Annotated in this window: 21 protein-coding genes and 1 riboswitch; of the genes, 10 read left to right on the forward strand and 11 right to left on the reverse strand. The window is 68.1% G+C overall.

What is annotated here, in order from left to right; translation table 11 throughout:
- Positions 1-16: 16 nt before the first annotated feature.
- From ASE95_RS06675 to ASE95_RS06685, 3 genes are all read left to right on the forward strand, one after another.
- A complete protein-coding gene (locus ASE95_RS06675) occupies positions 17-883 on the forward strand; it encodes a sterol desaturase family protein (protein ID WP_056633618.1) in 867 nt (288 codons plus the stop codon).
- Positions 825-1,178 carry a DUF2141 domain-containing protein gene (locus ASE95_RS06680; protein ID WP_235528223.1) on the forward strand — a complete coding sequence of 118 codons (354 nt, stop codon included), beginning with the start codon at positions 825-827 and terminating at the stop codon, positions 1,176-1,178. Before ASE95_RS06675 ends, ASE95_RS06680 begins: the two co-directional genes overlap by 59 nt.
- A gap of 64 nt (positions 1,179-1,242) precedes the next feature.
- Positions 1,243-2,124 (forward strand): MipA/OmpV family protein, encoded by an 882-nt coding sequence (locus ASE95_RS06685; protein ID WP_056633622.1) that lies wholly within the window; start codon positions 1,243-1,245, stop codon positions 2,122-2,124.
- A 290-nt stretch (positions 2,125-2,414) separates the two neighbouring features.
- Here the strand turns inward: ASE95_RS06685 and ASE95_RS06690 are convergent, their stop codons facing one another.
- Positions 2,415-3,128: an anti-sigma factor gene (locus ASE95_RS06690; RefSeq protein WP_056633624.1), complete on the reverse strand. Its 714-nt coding sequence runs from the start codon at positions 3,126-3,128 to the stop codon at positions 2,415-2,417.
- A complete protein-coding gene (locus ASE95_RS06695; protein ID WP_056635791.1) occupies positions 3,118-3,693 on the reverse strand; it encodes a sigma-70 family RNA polymerase sigma factor in 576 nt (191 codons plus the stop codon). Before ASE95_RS06695 ends, ASE95_RS06690 begins: the two co-directional genes overlap by 11 nt.
- Positions 3,694-3,820: 127 nt before the next feature.
- On the opposite strand from ASE95_RS06695, the gene ASE95_RS06700 reads away from it, so the two are divergent.
- The 3 genes from ASE95_RS06700 to thiC all read left to right on the forward strand — a co-directional run bounded on the left by ASE95_RS06700 (position 3,821) and on the right by thiC (position 8,058).
- On the forward strand, positions 3,821-4,840 hold the full coding sequence (locus ASE95_RS06700) for a ferritin-like domain-containing protein (protein WP_056633627.1): 1,020 nt from the start codon (positions 3,821-3,823) through the stop codon (positions 4,838-4,840).
- A gap of 73 nt (positions 4,841-4,913) precedes the next feature.
- Positions 4,914-5,972, forward strand: coding sequence for a ferritin-like domain-containing protein (locus tag ASE95_RS06705; protein ID WP_056633630.1), 1,059 nt, complete (start codon positions 4,914-4,916; stop codon positions 5,970-5,972).
- 91 nt (positions 5,973-6,063) lie between these two features.
- Positions 6,064-6,174: riboswitch (TPP riboswitch) on the forward strand.
- Positions 6,175-6,210: 36 nt separating this feature from the next.
- Positions 6,211-8,058, forward strand: a complete 1,848-nt coding sequence (gene thiC / locus ASE95_RS06710) for a phosphomethylpyrimidine synthase ThiC (RefSeq protein ID WP_056633633.1) — start codon at positions 6,211-6,213, stop codon at positions 8,056-8,058.
- Between the two features lie 199 nt (positions 8,059-8,257).
- Here the strand turns inward: thiC and ASE95_RS06715 are convergent, their stop codons facing one another.
- The 4 genes from ASE95_RS06715 to ASE95_RS06730 are packed head-to-tail and all read right to left on the reverse strand — an operon-like array spanning position 8,258 to position 9,276.
- A complete protein-coding gene (locus ASE95_RS06715) occupies positions 8,258-8,515 on the reverse strand; it encodes a type II toxin-antitoxin system RelE family toxin (RefSeq protein ID WP_082449991.1) in 258 nt (85 codons plus the stop codon).
- On the reverse strand, positions 8,508-8,726 hold the full coding sequence (gene relB / locus ASE95_RS06720; RefSeq protein WP_056633639.1) for a type II toxin-antitoxin system RelB family antitoxin: 219 nt from the start codon (positions 8,724-8,726) through the stop codon (positions 8,508-8,510). The genes ASE95_RS06715 and relB overlap by 8 nt, the downstream gene beginning before the upstream one ends.
- 42 nt (positions 8,727-8,768) lie before the next feature.
- Positions 8,769-9,029 carry a Txe/YoeB family addiction module toxin gene (locus ASE95_RS06725; RefSeq protein WP_056633642.1) on the reverse strand — a complete coding sequence of 87 codons (261 nt, stop codon included), beginning with the start codon at positions 9,027-9,029 and terminating at the stop codon, positions 8,769-8,771.
- The gene (locus tag ASE95_RS06730; protein ID WP_056633648.1) at positions 8,977-9,276 is read right to left on the reverse strand and encodes a type II toxin-antitoxin system Phd/YefM family antitoxin; all 300 of its coding nucleotides are present in this window, start codon (positions 9,274-9,276) and stop codon (positions 8,977-8,979) included. Before ASE95_RS06730 ends, ASE95_RS06725 begins: the two co-directional genes overlap by 53 nt.
- A 78-nt stretch (positions 9,277-9,354) precedes the next feature.
- Here ASE95_RS06730 and ASE95_RS18240 point away from each other — a divergent pair, with 78 nt between their 5' ends.
- Entirely contained in the window at positions 9,355-10,365 is a 1,011-nt protein-coding gene (locus ASE95_RS18240) for a hypothetical protein (RefSeq protein ID WP_056633651.1), read from the forward strand.
- 52 nt (positions 10,366-10,417) lie between these two features.
- On the opposite strand, the gene ASE95_RS06740 is transcribed toward ASE95_RS18240, so the two are convergent.
- A complete protein-coding gene (locus ASE95_RS06740) occupies positions 10,418-11,890 on the reverse strand; it encodes a phytoene desaturase (RefSeq protein WP_056633653.1) in 1,473 nt (490 codons plus the stop codon).
- Positions 11,887-13,044, reverse strand: coding sequence for a lycopene beta-cyclase CrtY (gene crtY / locus ASE95_RS06745; RefSeq protein WP_056633656.1), 1,158 nt, complete (start codon positions 13,042-13,044; stop codon positions 11,887-11,889). The genes ASE95_RS06740 and crtY overlap by 4 nt, the downstream gene beginning before the upstream one ends.
- A gap of 117 nt (positions 13,045-13,161) precedes the next feature.
- On the opposite strand from crtY, the gene ASE95_RS06750 reads away from it, so the two are divergent.
- The 3 genes from ASE95_RS06750 (at position 13,162) to ASE95_RS06760 (ending at position 15,669) form a co-directional block, all read left to right on the forward strand.
- Complete coding sequence (locus tag ASE95_RS06750) at positions 13,162-13,695, forward strand: peroxiredoxin (RefSeq protein WP_056635795.1); 534 nt, start codon at positions 13,162-13,164, stop codon at positions 13,693-13,695.
- An 81-nt stretch (positions 13,696-13,776) separates the two neighbouring features.
- The gene (locus tag ASE95_RS06755; protein ID WP_082450065.1) at positions 13,777-14,829 is read left to right on the forward strand and encodes a sensor domain-containing diguanylate cyclase; all 1,053 of its coding nucleotides are present in this window, start codon (positions 13,777-13,779) and stop codon (positions 14,827-14,829) included.
- Positions 14,830-15,261: 432 nt separating this feature from the next.
- The gene (locus ASE95_RS06760) at positions 15,262-15,669 is read left to right on the forward strand and encodes a DUF1810 domain-containing protein (protein WP_056633661.1); all 408 of its coding nucleotides are present in this window, start codon (positions 15,262-15,264) and stop codon (positions 15,667-15,669) included.
- On the opposite strand, the gene ASE95_RS06765 is transcribed toward ASE95_RS06760, so the two are convergent.
- From ASE95_RS06765 to ASE95_RS06775, 3 genes are all read right to left on the reverse strand, one after another.
- On the reverse strand, positions 15,666-17,339 hold the full coding sequence (locus tag ASE95_RS06765) for an ATP-binding protein (protein ID WP_056633663.1): 1,674 nt from the start codon (positions 17,337-17,339) through the stop codon (positions 15,666-15,668). The two genes, ASE95_RS06760 and ASE95_RS06765, sit on opposite strands and share 4 nt — an antisense overlap.
- Before the next feature lie 76 nt (positions 17,340-17,415).
- Positions 17,416-18,132: a TIGR02186 family protein gene (locus tag ASE95_RS06770; RefSeq protein ID WP_082450066.1), complete on the reverse strand. Its 717-nt coding sequence runs from the start codon at positions 18,130-18,132 to the stop codon at positions 17,416-17,418.
- Between the two features lie 38 nt (positions 18,133-18,170).
- Positions 18,171-19,085: a sulfite exporter TauE/SafE family protein gene (locus ASE95_RS06775; RefSeq protein ID WP_056633670.1), complete on the reverse strand. Its 915-nt coding sequence runs from the start codon at positions 19,083-19,085 to the stop codon at positions 18,171-18,173.
- Positions 19,086-19,116: the final 31 nt, after the last annotated feature.

The following is a 19,116-nucleotide window of genomic DNA, read 5'->3' on the forward strand; positions in this document are numbered from 1 at the left end:
CGCTAGAAGGCATTATATGTCCGTCGCGATCGCTATCCTGTTGTCCGCGCTGGCGATGAGCGTCATCGTCGGGGTCCGCTACCTCGCCGCCAGCGGCGGGTTCGCGCTCGCCACCCGGCTGCGCCATCCGCAGCTTTACGCCGGGCTGGACCCGCAGATCCGCCGCGAGATCATGTGGAGCCTCGCCTCCGCCTTCATCTACGGCGTGCCCGCCGGCATCCTCGCATGGGGCTGGCAGAACCGCGGCTGGACGCGCATCTACTCGGACGTCCACGCTTTTCCGCTGTGGTACCTGCCGGCGTCGGTGCTGCTGTACCTCGTCGCGCACGATACGTGGTTCTATTGGACGCATCGCTGGATGCACCGCCCGCGCGTGTTCCGCATGGCGCATGCCGTCCATCATGCCAGCCGCCCGCCGACGGCATGGGCGGCGATGGCCTTCCACCCGATCGAGGCACTGACCGGTGCTGTGGCCATTCCGCTACTGGTGCTCGTGATTCCGATCCATGTCGCCGCACTGGGGATGGTGCTGACGATCATGACGGTTATGGGGGTCACCAACCACATGGGCTGGGAGATCTTCCCGCGGTTCATGTGGGGCGGAAAGTTGGGCAACTGGTTGATAACGGCCAGCCATCACCAGCGGCACCACGAACGCTATGGATGTAACTATGGCCTCTACTTTCGTTTCTGGGACCGTCTGTGCGGCACCGACGCCGGGCTCGGCGACTTCGCGCGCGCCCATGCGCAAGCGGCTGGGCGCGGTGGCGCTGGCGTTGCTGGCGGTGCCGTTGATCGGCGCGGCGCCGGTGGGGTCGCTGGACGTGGACATCGCCAACCTGCGCTCGGCCAAGGGGATGATCCGCATCTGCCTCACCGCTGATCCGGCCAATTTCCCCCGCTGCGTCGACGATGGCGACGCGGTGAAGCGGTCGGTGCCCGCCGGGCAGCACAGCGTGCGGTTCGCCGCCCTGCCGCGCGGTGCCTATGCCGTGGCGGTGATCCACGACGAGAACGGCAATGCCAAACTGGACACGTTCGCCGGCATCCCCAAGGAAGGATTCGGCTTCTCGCGCAATCCCGCGATCCGGTTCGGCCCGCCGCGTTTCGACTCGGCGCGCTTCACGCTCGCCAGTGATGCCGAAGAGCAACAGGTGAAGATGCGTTACATGCTCTGATCCCCCGGAGACGGAGCGAAACAGCCGCCAGACGGTTGCACGCCCGTATCAAAGGGGAATCTACGTGTCCGTCACCCGCACCGCGCTTCGTTCGACCGTCGTTGCCGCGCTCACTCTCGTTGCTCTTCCGGCTTTGGCGCAGACCGCGTCGGTGCCTGCGGAGCCCAATCCGACTCCCGATCCGGCGCTGGTCGGCGACACCGCCACCGTCGCGATCGCCGCCGCCTACCTCCCGGATTACGAGGGGTCGGACGATTACCGCCTCGTTCCCGGCCCGGCGGCGATCGGATCGTTCCACAATTTCGCGTTCCAGATCATCGGCAACCGCGCTTCCGTGGACCTGATCCCGAACGCCGGCGGCCCGACCTGGGACGTGCAGGCCGGTCCGGTCGGCGTCATCAACTTCAACCGCACCAACAACAAGGCGATCGACGATCGTCGCGTCCGCGCGCTGGGCGAGCGCGACACCGCGTTCGAACTGGGCGGCTATGTCGGCCTCGGCAAGACCGGCGTCCTCACCAGCCCGTATGACAAGCTTTCCGCCTCGCTCAGCTACCGCCACGACATCGGCGGCGTGCACAAGAGCGGCATCTGGTCGCCATCGGTCAATTACTTCACGCCGCTCAGCCTGAAGGCGGGTGTCGGGCTGTTCGCGTCTGCGGAGCGCGTCGATCGCGGCTTCGCGCGCACCTATTTCGATGTCGATGCCGCACAGTCGCTGGCCAGCGGCCTGCCGCAGTTCCGCACGCGCGGCGGGTGGAAGCATTGGACCGCGGGCATCGCCGGCACCTACTCGCTGACCGGCAACCTGCTGAAGGGCTGGAAGGCGATCGGCGGCATCACCTACAAGAAGATGCTGAACGATTTCGGCGACACGCCCGTCGTATCGCTTGCCGGTTCGCGCAACCAGTGGCTGGCCGCCCTGGGCGTCGGTTACACGTTCTAGTCGCAGCAGGCGGTCCCGCAAACGGGCGGGGACGCCTCCGGGACCGGCCGGCGGGGCACCGCCCCGTCCGACGCCGCGTCTCTGCGGCGACGGGTCGATAACGGACAACGGCGACCCGGCCGTATATCCACCCGGGCGAGAGCCGAAGCGCGCCGGTCGCTCGAACGTCCCGGCATCACACCTTGAAAAGACGCGTACCGCCCGACCCCGACGCGCCATGGACCCGCCTGCCCCAACGGCATCGCGGGCACACCATCGCCGGCCGCTTCCCTCCGTCAGCGGCCTGCCACTCACCCGGCGGCGATCGCCCCTGCCGCCACCACCGGCCCGGTCGGCGCGCCGGTGCGCGATCCCCCGACCGGCTCGACCGACACCGCCAGCGTCGTGCCCGCACGCAACAGGCGCCGCGCCGCCGCCGGCACCACGACGCGCGTCGATCCGTTCGCGGCCAGCAGCCCCAGCGATACCGGAGCGACGCTATCGGCGCCGATCGCCCATAGCTCGGCATCGCGCCGCGACGGCAGCGCGCCGATCGCCGACACGCGCACCACCCCCGCCTCCGGTTCGACCACCGCCGCCAACGCGATACGTCCCGCCGCCTGCTGACCGTCCGGTACCGCCAGCGCCGCCAGCAACGGCGCGCTCGTCATCGTCGCCGGCGTGGGCGGCGGCACGGGTGAAGGCGCGTGCAGCGGCCCCAGCAGCAACGCGACCACCGCCGCCGCCAGCGCCGCCGCCGCGAACGCCAGCGCGCGCCAGCGCCCGCGCCGTGCAGCGCCCGGCACGCCGCCGTCGATCGCGGCCATGATTTTCGGCTCCAGCGACGCGGGCGGCGCTTCGTCGCGCACGTCGTGCGCCAGCGGCATCAGCCACGCCTGCCAGTAAGCGACCTCCACCGCGAAGCCGCGATCGGAAAGCAGCCGTGCGCGGGCGGCGGCATGCTCGCTGTCGTCGAGCAACCCGAGCACCAGCTCGGCGGCGAGCGCACGATCGTCAGGCGTCATCGGACAGGCACCCCCGCAAGCGGATCAGGGCGCGGCGCACCATGCTCTTCATCGTCGCCAGCGGCACCGCCTCGCGCAGCGCCAGTTCGGCATAGGTCACGCCCTCATAGAAAGCGGTGCGGATCGCGTGGCGCTGCCGCACCTCCAGCTGTTCCAGACAGGCGCGCAGCCGCGCTCCCTCGTCCGCGTCCAGCAATCCCTGTTCCGCACCGGTCGCGGGATCGGCGATCTCGGGCATCGCCGCCCCGCCCGCGAACGGTGCGCGAGCGTGCGCGCGCCGCCAGTCGAGCGCCCGGTTGCGCGCGATCGTCGCCAGCCAGGTGATCGGGCTGGCCCGCCCCGGCTCGAACGCGCCCGCGCGCCGCCACACCTGGACATAGACGTCCTGCAACACATCCTCCGCCGCCTGCCGCTCGCCGCAGATACGCAGGCAGATGCCGAACAGCTTCGCGGAGGTCATCGCATAAAGTTGCCGGAACGCGGCGCGATCCTCCAGCGCGGTGTGGAGCAATGCCCGGACCAGCGCCGCCCGCGCCTCGTCGCGATCTGTATCGGCGACGGTCATCCGTTCATGCCGCAAAGAATATTCGCCAATCCGCGCATCCTTCTCGTTATACCGCCGTATCTGCCACGCTTGCTGCCGGGTTATGCCAGTGGTCGGCGCGAAAACAAACATGAGGGATGAGCCTGCCATGACGGATAGCGAGCAGCTGATCGAAACGCTCGATGCACGTGTGCGTCGCCGCGATTCACGCCGCGCCTTCTTCACCGGGGCATTGGGCGCCGCCGCCGGAGCCGCCGCACTGGCGGGCACCGCGCGCGCGCAAACCACGCCTTCCCCCACGCCGACCGCGGTCTTCACCGAGGCGGACGTGCTGAACTTCGCGCTGAACCTGGAATATCTCGAAGCCAATTTCTACGCCTTCGCGGTGACCGGTTCGGCGCTCGCCACCGCGGACACCAGCGGCGCGATCGGCACCGCGGGTGCGGCCACCGGCGGGCGCGCGGTGGACTTCAGGGATCCGCTCGTCGCGGCCTATGCCAAGGAAATCTACCAGGACGAACTGGCGCACGTCCGCTTCCTGCGCAGCCAGTTCACCGACAATACGCGGCTGGCGCAGCCCGCGATGGATCTGGGCATCGCGCCGGGCGGCGCGTTCAGCACCGCGGCGCGCGCCGCGGGGCTGGTCAAGGATGGGGAGAGCTTCGATCCCTATGCGTCGGCCGAATCGTTCCTGCTCGGGGCGTACATCTTCGAGGACGTGGGCGTCACCGCCTACAAGGGCGCGGCCCCCGCGCTCATCAACAACAAGATCTACCTCGAAGCCGCAGCCGGCATCCTGGCGGTCGAGGCCTATCACGCCGCGATCGTCCGCAGCGTGCTGTATCGCAAGGGTATCGAGACGCCGGCATCGCAGCTGATCGAGGCGACCGCCGCGATCTCCCGCGCGCGCGATGCGCTCGATGGCCGTCCGACGGTCGATGCGGTTCGCGGCATCGCCCCGAACGACGATCAGGGCGTCGCGGCGACCAGCACGGCCGACGGCAACGCTTCGAACATCGTGCCCCTGAACGAGAACGGCATCGCCTTCAGCCGTTCGCCGGGGCAGGTGCTCAACATCGTCTACCTCAACGCGGCGGCGGTCAGCAGCGGTGGCTTCTTCCCGGCCGGGGTCAACGGCAACATCAAGACGAGCGCGGCATCCGCCTGACGCGTGCGGGGGCACATCGCCCCTCGCCCGTCACCGCCTGCGTTCCAACAGCCCCGCATAAGGGAATGATGCCATGATCAAGGACTCGATTTTCGCCGCGCTCGAACTGGCGGATGCACGCCGTGCCGAGCGTCGCCGCTTCCTCAAGCTCGCCGGTGCCGGCACCGCCGCGGTCGGCGGCCTCGCGCTGCTTTCCGCGTGCGGCGGCGACGATGACGACGACGATCCCGCGCCGACGCCGTCTCCCACGCCCACGCCGACCGCCACCGGGGTGGCGACCGACATCGGCGTGCTGCAACTGGCGCTGAACCTCGAATATCTCGAAGCGCAATTCTACTCGATGGCGGCGTTCGGGCGTCGCCTTCCCGATGCCAGCCTGACCGGTGCGGTCGGCACGCGCGGCGACGTCTCCGGCGGGCGGCGCGTCGAATTCCGCGACCCGATCATCGCCAGCTACGCACGCGAAATCGCGGCGGACGAGATCGCGCACGTCAACGCGTTGCGCGCGGTCATCACCGCCGCCAACCCGTCGCTGGTGATCGCGCAGCCCGCGCTCAACATCGACGGCGGGGCCACTGGCGCCTTCACCGCGGCGGCACGCGCGGCCGGGCTGGTCGACGCCACCACCGGCACGTTCGATCCGTATGAGAACGACGACAGCTTCCTGCTCGCCGCCTTCCTGTTCGAGGATGTCGGCGTGAACGCCTACAAGGGCGCATCGCCGCTCATCACCAGCGCGGTGTATCTGGAGGCGGCGGCCGGCATTCTGGCGGCGGAGGCATATCACGCCGGCCTGATCCGTACCGAGCTCTACCGTCGCGGCACCACCGCACGCGTGGCGGCCAACAAGATCTCCGACGCGCGCGACTCGCTGGACGGTACGCCCACCGCCACCGCGACCAACCGTCAGGATCTGGATCAGGGCATCTCGGCCAATGCCGATGGCACGGGCGACGCCAACCTCGTCCCCACCGACGCCAACGGCATCGCGTTCAGCCGTACGTCGGCGCAGGTCCATAACATCGTCTACCTCCGCAACACCGCCGGGCTCAGCGGCGGGTTCTTCCCGGCGGGCACCAACAATTCGATCGCGGCGCTGCGCACCAGCGGCGCGTTCTCCACCCCGATCTAACCGGGCCGACATTCGGCCGAAAGGGGCGTCGCGCACGATCGGGCGCGGCGCCCTTTTTCTGTTGGTGGCACCGCGGCATGCGCCTATACCGACGGCTTCCCCGGGGGACCGCCGATGCCGCGGTTGAGAGGAGGGCCGCAGCTCTCGACCCGCAGAACCTGATCCGGTTGACACCGGCGTAGGGAGTGGAGCGGCGTCCCTGGACATCCGTCTTCCTCCCGTAAAGGAGAGAAGACCCATGGCCGACGTTCCCGCCCGTACCGAAATCGGCGTCACCACCGGCGCGATCCGCGGCTCCCGCAAGATCCACGTCGGTCCGCTGGGCGTGGCGATGCGCGCGATCGACCTCGATCCGTCGTGCGGGGAACCGCCGCTCAACGTCTACGACACGTCCGGCCCCTACACCGATCCCACGGCGCGGATCGACATCATGGCCGGCCTGTCGCCACTGCGTCGCGACTGGATCATGGCGCGCGGCGATGTCGAGGCGTATGATGCGCGCGAGCTTCGGCCGGAGGACAATGGACAGCTCGGGCCAGACCGTTCCGGCGGCGTGCAGCCGTTCCCCAACGTCAACCGCCGCCCATTGCGCGCAAAGGCCGGCGCGAACGTCAGCCAGATGCATTACGCCCGGCGCGGCATCATCACGCCGGAGATGGAATATGTCGCCACGCGCGAGAATCTCGGACGCGAAATGCTCCGCGAATACGTCCGCGACGGCGAGAGCTTCGGCGCGGAGATCCCGGATTTCGTCACGCCGGAGTTCGTCCGCGACGAAATCGCGCGCGGCCGCGCGATCATCCCCAACAACATCAACCATCCCGAATCCGAACCGATGGCGATCGGCCGCAACTTCCTGGTGAAGATCAACGCCAACATCGGCAACAGCGCGGTCGCCAGCAACGTCGCGGCGGAGGTCGACAAGCTGGTCTGGTCGATCCGTTGGGGCGCGGATACGGTCATGGACCTCTCGACCGGCCGCAACATCCACGACACCCGCGAATGGATCATCCGCAACTCCCCGGTGCCGATCGGCACGGTGCCGATCTATCAGGCGCTGGAAAAGGTCGGCGGCATCGCCGAGGAACTGACGTGGGAGATCTTCCGCGACACGTTGATCGAACAGGCCGAACAGGGCGTCGATTACTTCACGATCCACGCCGGCGTCCGCCTGCCCTATATCCCGATGACCGCCAGGCGCGTCACCGGCATCGTCTCGCGCGGCGGCAGCATCATGGCCAAATGGTGCCTCAGCCATCACCGGGAATCGTTCCTCTACGAACGTTTCGACGAAATCACAGAGATCATGAAGGCATATGACATCGCCTATTCGCTCGGCGACGGCTTGCGGCCCGGCAGCATCGCCGACGCCAATGACGAGGCGCAGTTCGCCGAACTTTATACGCTGGGCGAGCTGACCCACCGCGCCTGGGCGCAGGACGTGCAGGTCATGATCGAAGGCCCCGGCCACGTGCCGATGCACAAGATCAAGCAGAACATGGAAAAGCAGCTGGAGGCGTGCGGCGAAGCGCCGTTCTACACGCTCGGGCCGCTCACCACCGACATCGCGCCCGGTTACGACCACATCACCAGCGGCATCGGCGCGGCGATGATCGGTTGGTACGGCACCGCGATGCTCTGCTACGTCACCCCCAAGGAGCATCTGGGCCTGCCCGACCGTGACGACGTGAAGGTCGGCGTCGTCACCTACAAGCTGGCCGCCCACGCCGCCGATCTCGCCAAGGGTCACCCGGCGGCGAAGATGCGCGACGACGCGCTCAGCCGCGCCCGCTTCGAATTCCGCTGGCGCGACCAGTTCAACCTGTCGCTCGATCCCGACACGGCAGAATCGTATCACGACCAGACGCTTCCTGCAGAAGGCGCCAAGACCGCGCATTTCTGCTCGATGTGCGGGCCGAAGTTCTGCTCGATGAAGATCACGCAGGAAGTCCGCGACTTCGCGGCGAAGCAGAACGCGCCGGTGGAAACGTTCGTCGCGGCCGAAGAGGCAGAGGCGGGCATGGCGCGGATGAGCGAGCGGTTCCGCGAAAAGGGCGGCGAGGTATATCTGCCGGCCGCGGAGTGAGGTGATTCCGGCGATCCCGGTGGCCCTTCGCCGGCCACGGGATCGCCGGGCCGCCACATGGGCATCCGCCCGCCCGGTCGGGGATCGGAACCTTTATCGCCGCAAGGGCCGGCGCAGCGCTCGGGCATCGACTATCCCGGGGACACGGCGAGAATCGCCCGGGCTTCGTGAATCGGTGGCGGCGCAGGTCGGGAGCCGCTTACCGGTAGACCTCGCGCCGATGCGCCATGCGCACGATCAGCACGGTCACCCGCTCCTCCTCGATCCGTCCGACCACGCGATGGTCGCCGATGCGCCATTGCCGATAGCCTTCATGCTCGCCGGCCAGCATGGCGCCCCGGCTGCGCGGATCGTCGCTGGCAGCGATCCGTTCTTCGAGCGCTCGCACGATCTGCGTAGCGACCTGCGGCCCAAGCGCGGTCACCTCGCTCGCTGCGGCAGGGACAAGCTCAATCATCCAGGCCAAGCTTGGCCTTCAACGCATTGAGAGGAATAGCATCTTCTGCCAGGATTTGCTTGTTCCGCTCCTCGGCGAGATAGAAATCCTCTATATCGTCAAGATAGGCATCAATCGCCGCGCACGCGTAGAAAGTCTTGGTTCGCCCGGTGCGCTCGGCAAGCGCCTGCAACCGTCGTTCTGCTTCACCGCTTAGTCTAAGTGCCAGCATCGTCACCTCCTGCTATATCAATATAGCACCGCGCCATGCTGCTCAATAATGATAGCGGCATTGGGCGACCTGCAACACCTGCCCGGCACCACTTCCGGCGATCCGATAGACCAACCGGTGCTCATAACTGATCCGCCGCGACCACCAGCCGGTCGGGTTCCCGCCCGGTGGCTCGGGCTTGCCGGTCCCCTTGAAAGGATGTCGCCGCCATCCGTCGATCAACGCATCGGCCTTGTCGGTCAGCTTTGCGTCATGTTCCTGCCAGCGACGATAATCTTCCCACGCCGCCGGCCAGAACGTCACCTTGACGGAAAGGGCAGCCCTCTTCGCCCGCCCCGAACCCGCGCACGACCTCCAGCAGCCGTTCGGCATTCTTCGGCGGGCGCAGCAGGTACAGCGTTTCCTCGATCGACGCCCATTCGCTTGCGGAAACCAGCACCGCACCCTCGCCACGCTGGCGCGTGATCGCCAGCGGCGCACGGTCGGCGACGACCTCGTCGATCATCGATTTCAGGTTCTCGCGCGCTTCGGAACAGCTGACGGCTTCCATGGCCTGAAGATGGACAGAAGGTTGTCACATGTCGACGCCGCTGTCCTACATCCTCCAACTTATGCCTCCCTCCCCGGCATGACCGACCGCACACCCAGGCCCGCCGGCTCCGCCCCCGTTTTCACCCCCGCCCGGCTTCGGCCGCGCCACGATGGCTGGACACCGACACGGCAGGTCGCCTTTATCGAGGCGCTCGCCGCCACCGCCTGCGTCGAGGAGGCGGCGCGGCACGTCGGCATGTCGCGTGAGGCGGCCTATGCGCTGCGCCGCCATCCCGGCGCATACAGCTTCCGTCAGGCATGGGATCTCGCGCTCGATCACGGCATCTCGCGGCTCGCCGACGCGGCGCTCGGCCGGGCGCTGCATGGCACCGCCACCCCGATCTTCTACAAGGGCGAACAGATCGGCGAGCGCCGTCGCTATGACGAGAAGCTCACCATGTTCCTGCTCCGCTACCGCGATCCCTGCCGCTATGGTGCCTGGCGCGACCGCACGCCGCACCACGCCGGCGGCGATAAGGCGCAGCGGCTCGGGCGTGCGCTACGCGGCGTGATGGAGGATGCGGCATGGCTGGCCAGCGGCGAGGTTCCGCCACAACGCGATGCCGACTGGCTCGACAACGATGACGCGTTCGAAGCGGATGCCGTCGCCGGGGAGTACGGCTTCGAACAAGACGACGACGATCCGGACGACGACGATGCGGACGACGGTGACCGGGACGACGAAGACCGCGACGACGAAGGCCGCGACGACAGCGACCGGGATGACCACGAACTGGACGCTGCCGACGATGGCCGTGGCGACGACGGCTCGGGCGATGACGATCGGCAACATGGCGACCAGCCCTTCGATCCCGCCGCCTGTCCGCCCGCCGAGCAGCCGGTCCGACGCGATGGCCACGGCGGGTGTGGCGTGAAGTTTGTCAACTTCCACGCCCCCGGCCCCGCCCAAGCCCAAGTCTACACCCCCGTCCACGCTCCCGATCGAGCGCGGATACCCGGTCGGCACTGCGACACCGCCGCCGCCGCTCACGCAGCGGACGGGTCGACGCGCCGGATGCCTCCGATCGAACCACCGGCCTCCGCGTGAGTCGGGGTCGCGCTTCTGCGGCGCTCCCCCGCCCACGCGCGGGTCGGCGGGTTCAGCTCAGCATCAGCGCCGCCGTCGCCTTCGCGCTGCCCACCACGCCCGGGATGCCCGCGCCGGGGTGGGTGCCCGCGCCGACGAAGAACAGGTTCGGGATGGCATCGTCGCGATTGTGGACGCGGAAATAGGCGCTCTGCGTCAGGATCGGCTCCAGCGAGAAGGCGCTGCCCAGATGCGCGTTCAGGTCATGCGCGAAATCGGTCGGCGCATAGCTGAACTTGGTGACGATCCGGTCGTGGATGTCCGGGATCAGCCGCCGCCCGACCTCGTCGAGGATGCGCTTCTCCAGGATCGGGCGCACCGTGTCCCAGTCGCCGGTGAACTTGCCCGTGTGCGGCACGGGGGCGAGCACGTAGAAGGTCGAATCTCCCTCCGGCGCCAGGCTGGGGTCGGTGACGGTCGGATGATGGAGGTACAGCGAGAAATCCTCGCTCAGCACGCCGTGTTCGTAGATGTCGTCGAGCAGGCCCTTATAGCGCGGTCCGAACAGGATCATGTGATGCGGGATGCCCGGCCACGTGCCCTTCACGCCGAAGTGAACGACGAACAGCGACGGCGAGTATCGCTTCCGCTCCAGCCGCGCCGCGGTGCGCCGCGCCGCGCCCGATTCGGGCAGCAGGTCGCGGTATACGTGCATGATGTCGGCGTTGGCCGCGACCATGTCGACCGGCTCGCGCCACCCGCTGGCGGTCTCCACCGCGGTCACCCGGTCGCCCAGCGTCTCGATCCGTGTCACCGGGTCCGACAGCCGCAGCGTACCGCCCAGCCGTTCGAACAGCGCGACCATCCCGGCCACCAGCCGGTTGGTCCCGCCGCGCGCGAACCACACGCCGCCATCGCGCTCCAGCTTGTGGATCAGGGCATAGATCGCGCTGGTCGTCATCGGGTTGCCACCGACCAGCAGGGTGTGGAACGACAATGCCTGCCGCAGCCGCTCGTCGGTCACGAACTTCGACACGATCGAATACACCGACCGCCACGCCTGGTATTTGGCCAGCGCCGGCGCCGCCTTGATCATCGACGCGAAGTCGAGGAAGGCGACCGTGCCCAGCTTCTCATAGCCCTCGTGGTAGACGCCGGCGGCATATTCCAGGAACTTGCCATAGCCCGCGACGTCGGCGGGGTTCAGCTTGTTGATCTCCGACCGGAGCAGCGCGTCGTCGTTGGTATAGTCGAAATTCGTCCCGTCCGGCCAGTTCAGGCGATAGAACGGCTGGACCGGGTCCAGCGTGACGTCGTCCGCCATCCGCTGGCCGGACAGCGACCACAATTCCTCCAGGCACGCCGGATCGGTGATGACGGTCGGCCCGGCATCGAAGGTGAAGCCGTCTTGCTGCCAGAAATAGGCGCGGCCGCCGGGCTTGTCGCGCGACTCGACGATCGTCGTCGCCACGCCCGCCGATTGCAGCCGGATCGCCAGCGCCAGCCCGCCGAACCCGGCACCGACGACCACTGCGCGCCGGGTCATGCGCGGCCGCCCAGCGCGGCGATCGCCCGACCGACCGGCACCGGCGGTTTGCCGCTCAGCACCCGCAATTTGTCGAGCGTCGTCGAATGCGCGGCATAGAAGCGCGCGATCAGATCGGGCGACAGGCGATAGAATCGTTCCAGCACCCGATAACGCTGATCGGGGTCGGCGGCCTTGAACAGCATGAGATCGAGCATCCGGTAAAAACCTCGTTGTCGCCACGAACGCACGGCGTGGCGAAAAGTCAGGTCGTGAAGCGCCAGGCCCGACATATCCTGCTGCTGCGCGATCAGCACGGCCAGCCGCACCGCGTCGGGCAGCGAATAGCCGGTAGTCGGGTGGAACAATCCGGCGCGCACCCCGGCCTTGGCCACGCGTGGCCCGGTGGAGCGCCAATAGGCCTCGAAGTCGCCGCCGCTCACCACCGGCAACACGCCGCGCTCGCGGTGGACGATCGTGGCGCGCCAGCCGCGCGCCGCCGCATAATCGGCGATCCGCTGCGCCAGCACCGGCTCGTCCAGTGCCGGCGTGTCGCTGTAATACGTGTCCTCGACCAGCAGCGTATCGGGAGTGAAGGGCAGCAGGTAGACGAAGCGATAGCCATCCAGTTGCGGCACCGTCGCGTCCATCACCATCGGCCGTGTCACGCCGTGCCCGCCTGCCACGTGCAGTTCGTGCCCGACGAACTTCTGCCACCCGCCGCGCAGCACGGACAGGTCGCCCGCACCGCGTGCGTCGATCACTCCGCCCGCGCTCAGCCGGTCGCCATCGGCCAGCACCACCGCGGTCGCGCTGCACGCCAGCACCGGGCGGCCGGTCATCAGCGCGCGCGGCGGCAACACGGCGCGGACATGCGCATCGAGCATCGCCGAGCGGACGGTATAATACGCCTGATCGACGGTCCGCTTATGTCCCGGGAAACGCACGTCGTAATCGGGCCAGCCGTGCGCGATCACCGGCGCGATCAACGCCAGTTCGGCGCCGTCCAGATCCGCCCCGAAGAACGACCAGAAATGATTGCCGCCGATCGTGTCGCCGGCGTCGACCAGCCGGATGTCCAGCTCCGGCCGGCGCGCCCGCACCGCCAGCGCGATCAGCGCGCCGGACAGGCCGCCGCCGACGATCGCGAGGTCGCATTTATGAGTGGACGGCATGACCGATGCGCTAGCCCATCGCCGCACGTTGCGGAAGCCCGACGATCCGGGATGGCTGCGGGCGCCGGCGACGGCTATGATGGCACGTTCGTGATCGTTCCACCCGGAGACTGCCCGATGCGCCGCTTGCTCGCCACCGTCCTCGCCTTCGCCGTCTCCACCCCCGCCGTCGCCGCGCTCGCGCCCGGTGCGCGGGCGCCCGACTTCACGACTCGCGGCGCGATCGCGGGAAAAGTGGTCGGGGTGCATCTCGCCGAACAGCTGAAGCGTGGCCCGGTCGTCCTGTACTTCTTCCCGGCGGCGTTCACGGGCGGCTGCAATGCCGAGGCGCGCGCCTTCGCCGAGAAGGTCGATGCCTTCCGGGCAGCGGGGGCGACGGTGATCGGCATGTCGGCGGACAATGTCGCCGACCTGCAACGCTTCTCGTCCAGCGAGTGTGCGGGCAAGTTCGCGGTCGCCAGCGCGGGGCCGAAGGTTGTGGCGGGCTACGACGTCGCGCTGGGCAAGGAGGTCAAGGGACGGCAGGTGACCAGCCGCACCAGCTACGTCATCGGTCGCGACGGGCGAATCGTATCGGTCTATTCGGACATGAACCCGACCGAGCACGTCACGCGCTCGCTGGCGGCGGTGCAGCGGCTGGGCACCCGCTGAGGCAGCGCGCCCGGTTATCATATCTTAGCAGTTGCACCGCTACACGCCTGTCCCATCTTCGGGGGTGATATGGGGCGGGCGATGGCGAGCAGGGCGGTCGATGTCGAACAGGCGAATGGAGGCGATCGCCTGTTCGCGCGCATCGGCGCGTTCCTCGCCGCGCACCACCTCAGCCCCGATCCGGCGCATTATGCCTTCGCCTACCAGGTGCTCGCCAGCCCCGACGGGCTGGTAGCGCGACGCGTCGCCGCGATCACCGACGGCGGGGTGCGGCTGACCACGCAGGATATCCGGTCGCTGGGCGGCGTCGCGATCGCGGGTGCGCCTGTGTCCGGCGGTGGCTCCGGCGGTGTCGGCGACGATATGTCGCTGACCGGCGACGTGGATGCACATCAGGCGCTGATCGAACGGATGATGTGCCAGCTCGATGGCTTCGACGATACGATGCGGATCGTCCATGCCGAGGCGAATGACTTCGGCCGCGACTTGCAACGGTCCGCCGACACGATGCGCGACATGGGAGCCGAGGCCGGCGTCGAGGCGATCACCAAACTGACCGTCGACATGATCGATCGCGTCCACCACGCGGAGGCGAAGCTCGATCAGGCACTGCGCGAATCCGACGAATTGCGTACCGCGCTCGACGAGGCGCGCGGATCGGCACGCACCGATCCACTGACCGATCTGCCGAATCGTCGCGCCTTCGACGAGGCGTTCGCCGCGCTGCACCGCGACACGCCGGTGACGGTGGCGATCTGCGACATCGATCACTTCAAGAGCGTCAACGACAACTTCGGCCATGCGGTCGGCGATCGCGTGATCCGCATGGTGGCGCAAACGCTCGCCAGCGAGAAGGGGATGATGGTCGCACGCTATGGCGGTGAGGAATTCGCCTTGTTGTTCGAGGACACCCCGCTCGACGCCGCCGCGCTGGTGATCGAGCGCGCACGTCAGACGATCGCCGATCGCCGGCCGCGTGTTCGCGAGACCGGGGAAGCGATCGGCACGGTGTCCTTCTCCGCCGGGGTTGCCGAAGGTCGCGTCGGCGAAGGTCGGGCGGCGTTGATGGCACGCGCCGACGCGGCATTGTACCGGGCGAAGGATCAAGGACGCGCCCGCACGATCACCGGTTAGTATTTTCCGCCGCAACTTGGCGGCGGGACGGTGGAGCCCTGGTAAATTCCGCCGGACTCCCGCTGCGATACTCTTTGCCTAGCTCGTTGAAAGCATTTGGCACGGACCATGCAGACACGTTGGTATCGGCCGGATCACCCGGCCGGCGTCCCGGAGTATCCGATCATGACCGTCCGTTTCACCGCCCTTCGCCAGTCGCTCCTCTCGATCGCCGCCGCCCTGACCGTCGCCGCCGTCATGGTGAGCGCCGCCGTCCCGGTCACCCCGATCGCATGAGCGGAACCCATGCCCCGTCGCTCCACGCTCGCCTGCTCGTTGCTGCTCGGCGCGGCGAGCTTCGCCACCACCGCCCTGCTGCTGTATGTCGACACGGCGAGCGCAATCTTCTCCTGATCGCCGCATCCGCTCGCCGCCGTCGGGCGTTCGGACGGGATGGATCTCGATCGCTTCGTCGCCGCACAGGCGCACCATTATGACGATGCCCTTCGCGAACTGACGCAGGGTCGCAAGCAGAGCCACTGGATGTGGTTCGTCTTTCCGCAGATCGCCGGATTGGGGCAAAGCGCGACCGCCCGGCATTATGCGATCCGCGACCTGGCCGAGGCGCAGGCCTATCTCGCGCATCCGCTGCTCGGGCCACGCTATCTGGCCTGCGTCGCGGCGCTCGCGGCACACCGTAGCCAAACGCCTGAAGCGATCATGGGCGGGATCGACGCGATCAAGCTGCGATCGTCGCTGACCCTGTTCGACCGTGCCGGCGCACCGGCCGAAGTGCGCGACACGCTGATGGCGTTCTTCGACGGGCCCGACGACGCGACCCTGCGGCTGCTCGGCGCCTAGCGTCCCTGGGCGCGCCAACGCTGCACGGTGCGGGCGATCATCTGTTCCTCACCGCCCGTGTGCCGCCACAATTCGGAGAAGACCGGATCGTCGGAAGCGGGGCGACGCCCTTCCTCCAGCGTGTCGAACGCGACCCGGATCGGGATCGGCACGCCCTCGCCACAGACGATCGCCTCGCGGTTGCGCAGCGCCGGCAACGCGTCGAGGAACCCTCGCGCGCCTTCGGGCATCGCGGCGCGGACAAACGCCTGGTCGCGATCGTTGTTGAGCCGCATCGCGATGATCGTGCCGCATTGCGACAGCACTCCCTCCGCCAGATCCGAGGGACGCTGCGTCACCAGCCCCAGCGCGACGCCGTATTTGCGGCCCTCCTTGGCGATCCGCCCGAGGATCTGCGCCACCGAACCCCGCGCCGCGGGATCGGCGGGGACGTAGCGATGCGCCTCTTCGCAGACCAGCAGGATCGGCCGCTGCTGCTCGCCGCGGGACCAGATCGCGAAGTCGAACACCATCCGCGCCAGCACCGCGACCACCACCGACGTGATGTCGCTGGGCACGCCCGACACGTCGATGATCGAGATCGGCTTGCCGTCGCCGGGCAGGCGGAAGATGCGCTGCACGAACGTCGTCATCGAATCGCCGACCAGCATGCCGGAGAACATGAAGCCGTAACGCGGATCGGCGCGCACCTCGTCGATCTTGTTTTTCAGCCGCAGATAGGGCGACGTGTCGCCGGCGCGGTCCATCTTGCCCATTTCCAGCTGGATGATCTGGGTCAGGTCGCTCAGCAGGTAGGGGATCGGCGCGTCGACGGTCAGCTTGGCGATCTCCTGCCCGGCGCGGCTCTTGCCCTTGGCGGCGAGCAGACATTTGGCGAGGATGTCGGCGTCCACCTGTCGTGTCGTGCCGGACGAGGTCACGAACACCTCGCAATGTTCGTCGAAATTCATCAGCCAATACGGCATTTGCAGGTTGGAAACGTCGAACAGCGCCCCGGCCTTTCCGAACGCCGCGCCATATTCGCCGTGCGGATCGATCATCACCACATGCCCCTGCGGCGCAAGCGTGCAGATGCGATGGAGGATCAGCGCGGCCGCCGTCGACTTGCCGGTGCCGGTCGAGCCGAGCAGCGCGAAATGCTTGCCGAGCATCGCATCGACATAGAGCGAGGCGCGCACGTCGCGGGTCGGATGAACGGTGCCGATCTCGATCGCGGCGCGTCCGGTGGCGGCATAGATTTCGTTCAGGTCACCGCCCCCCACCGGGAAAACGCGGGCGCCGGGGGTGGGATAGCTGGTGACGCCGCGGCGAAACCCATGCAGGCGCCCGGTCAAGCGTTCCTCCTCGCCCTCCCCCAGGAAGTCGACGTCGGCGACGATCGGGTCGTCCGGTCCACCGGTCAACCGCAGCGCGCGAATCGTGGCGATCAACCAGGTCGCGCCGACGCGAACCTTCACCTGTCCGCCGACCTGTCCCGCCATCGCCAGCGTCGCATCACGCTCTTTCTGCAAGGCAGCCAGCGCCCCGGCATCGAGCAATAATTCGCCCTGCCCACCGGCGATCTGCCGGACATAGCCGATCGACGTCGTCGGATCGTGGCGCGGCGACTGGCCGGCGAAGGCGGCGGCGATGGCCGCGTCAAAGGCGTGCGAGCCGGGGATGTCGTTCATATGCTGGGCGCTTCCTGGGCATCGGACGCCCCTTGCTAGCACCGGCTTCGTAAACGACAGGTGGATGCAGCGCGCCTCAGCGTCGCGCCAGCCGCCCCGCCGCCCAGCCGAGCGTCACCGACAGCAACACCGCGGTGGCCCCATACAGCCATTCGTGGCGATCGGCAGCCTGCGCCACGAAACGTTCGAAGCCCGACTTGCGGATATCGATGTCGCGCACCGCCACCGCCAGCACGCGACCGTCGCGGATCAGGAACGTCTCTGCGGTAAAGCGGCCGACGGGCACGCGGGCGGGAATGGAGACGCGGGCGCGATACAGCACGCCGTCGGTGATCTCCACGGCACGCGGCGCTTCGTAGAACAGCCCGGCGCGCGTCCGTTGCTCGACCAGCCCGCGGGCGAAACGATCCTGCACCGCGGACGGCGCGGCGGAGGCGGGTGACAATTGCAGGCTGTCGAGACCGAGCTCGTAGATCGCCCGGGTGCGCGCATCGACCAGCTGCGCCAGTGGTCGCGACGATGCCGCGGCGTAGAAGGACGGGGCCGAGCGATAGCGCAGCCGTCCGGCATTGACCCAGATGCCGGCGACCTTCTCCTTCTCGCGAATGACGATCGATTGGGTCGGACCTTTGACGACCACGACGACGTCGGTGGAACGGTCGCCCACCGGCAAACGCCCACCGGGGTAGATGATCGCGCCGAACAGGAGCAGTTCGGCACCGGTGAAGCTGTAGGCGATGTCGATCTGTCGCTGCGACACGTCGGGCACCAGCAGCGGCTTGGCCTGCGCCATCAACAGCGGCGCGCCCAGTGCTATCAGCAGCGTGCGCCTCACGACAGTTCGACCGCGTAGATCTCGTCCGGACGCCAGCCAAGCCCCAGTGCGATCCGGGCGGCGACCAGCAGCACCATCAACGCGAGGGCGAGCCGCAGATATTCCGGCCTCGCCTTCGCGGCGAAGCGTGCGCCGACCTGCGCCCCTGCGACTGACCCGACCAGCAGCAGGCCGGCCAGCACAATGTCCACCGCCTTGGTGGTGGTGGCGTGGACCAGCGTCGCGGCGGCCGTGACGAACAGGATCTGGAACAGGCTGGTCCCCACCACGACTGCGGTCGACATTCCGAGCAGGAAGATCATCGCCGGCACCAGCACGAACCCGCCGCCAACGCCCAGCAGGATCGTCAGGATGCCCGTGAAGAAGCCCAGCAACAACGGCGCGAGCGGCGAGATATAGAGCCCCGAGGCGTAGAAGCGCGTTCGGAACGGCAAGCTGGCGACCAGCGGGTGATGGCGTCGGCGGCGGGGCGACGCGGCGCGGCGCCCCTTGGCCACCAGGATGGCCTCCACCGCCTCCTTCAGCATCATCAGCCCGATCGAGCCGAGCAGCAGCACATAGGTGATCGCGATCGTGGTATCGATCTGCCCCCATTGCTGGAGCAGGCGGAACAACCACGCCCCGAACAACGACCCGAGCACGCCACCGATCACCAGCACCGTCCCCATGTGCGTATCGACACCGCCACGTCGGAAATGCGCGAACACCCCCGACACGCTTGCACCGGTCACCTGGCTGGCCGCGGAGGCGGCGGCGACTGTCGGCGGTATGCCGTAGACGATCAGCAGCGGCGTGGTCAGAAAACCGCCCCCGACTCCGAACATCCCCGACAACAGCCCGACGCCCGCGCCCAGCGCGATCATCACCAGCGCGTTCACCGAAAGGTTCGCGATCGGCAGATAGATGTCCATGACGGCTCGGACCGCTACCCGGTTCGTGCGC

Source organism: Sphingomonas sp. Leaf231, from assembly GCF_001421995.1.
Taxonomy (GTDB): Bacteria; Pseudomonadota; Alphaproteobacteria; order Sphingomonadales; family Sphingomonadaceae; genus Sphingomonas.

Bases quoted from the DNA above. Each gene is read 5' to 3' on its own strand.
- ASE95_RS06675 (WP_056633618.1), top strand. From the start codon at position 17: ATGTCCGTCGCGATCGCTATCCTGTTGTCCGCGCTGGCGATGAGCGTC.
- ASE95_RS06690 (WP_056633624.1), bottom strand. From the start codon at position 3,128: ATGACGCCTGACGATCGTGCGCTCGCCGCCGAGCTGGTGCTCGGGTTG.
- ASE95_RS06695 (WP_056635791.1), bottom strand. From the start codon at position 3,693: ATGACCGTCGCCGATACAGATCGCGACGAGGCGCGGGCGGCGCTGGTC.
- ASE95_RS06700 (WP_056633627.1), top strand. From the start codon at position 3,821: ATGACGGATAGCGAGCAGCTGATCGAAACGCTCGATGCACGTGTGCGT.
- ASE95_RS06705 (WP_056633630.1), top strand. From the start codon at position 4,914: ATGATCAAGGACTCGATTTTCGCCGCGCTCGAACTGGCGGATGCACGC.
- thiC (WP_056633633.1), top strand. From the start codon at position 6,211: ATGGCCGACGTTCCCGCCCGTACCGAAATCGGCGTCACCACCGGCGCG.
- ASE95_RS06715 (WP_082449991.1), bottom strand. From the start codon at position 8,515: ATGATTGAGCTTGTCCCTGCCGCAGCGAGCGAGGTGACCGCGCTTGGG.
- relB (WP_056633639.1), bottom strand. From the start codon at position 8,726: ATGCTGGCACTTAGACTAAGCGGTGAAGCAGAACGACGGTTGCAGGCG.
- ASE95_RS06730 (WP_056633648.1), bottom strand. From the start codon at position 9,276: ATGGAAGCCGTCAGCTGTTCCGAAGCGCGCGAGAACCTGAAATCGATG.
- ASE95_RS18240 (WP_056633651.1), top strand. From the start codon at position 9,355: ATGACCGACCGCACACCCAGGCCCGCCGGCTCCGCCCCCGTTTTCACC.
- ASE95_RS06740 (WP_056633653.1), bottom strand. From the start codon at position 11,890: ATGACCCGGCGCGCAGTGGTCGTCGGTGCCGGGTTCGGCGGGCTGGCG.
- crtY (WP_056633656.1), bottom strand. From the start codon at position 13,044: ATGCCGTCCACTCATAAATGCGACCTCGCGATCGTCGGCGGCGGCCTG.
- ASE95_RS06750 (WP_056635795.1), top strand. From the start codon at position 13,162: ATGCGCCGCTTGCTCGCCACCGTCCTCGCCTTCGCCGTCTCCACCCCC.
- ASE95_RS06755 (WP_082450065.1), top strand. From the start codon at position 13,777: ATGGCGAGCAGGGCGGTCGATGTCGAACAGGCGAATGGAGGCGATCGC.
- ASE95_RS06760 (WP_056633661.1), top strand. From the start codon at position 15,262: ATGGATCTCGATCGCTTCGTCGCCGCACAGGCGCACCATTATGACGAT.
- ASE95_RS06765 (WP_056633663.1), bottom strand. From the start codon at position 17,339: ATGAACGACATCCCCGGCTCGCACGCCTTTGACGCGGCCATCGCCGCC.
- ASE95_RS06770 (WP_082450066.1), bottom strand. From the start codon at position 18,132: ATGGCGCAGGCCAAGCCGCTGCTGGTGCCCGACGTGTCGCAGCGACAG.
- ASE95_RS06775 (WP_056633670.1), bottom strand. From the start codon at position 19,085: ATGGACATCTATCTGCCGATCGCGAACCTTTCGGTGAACGCGCTGGTG.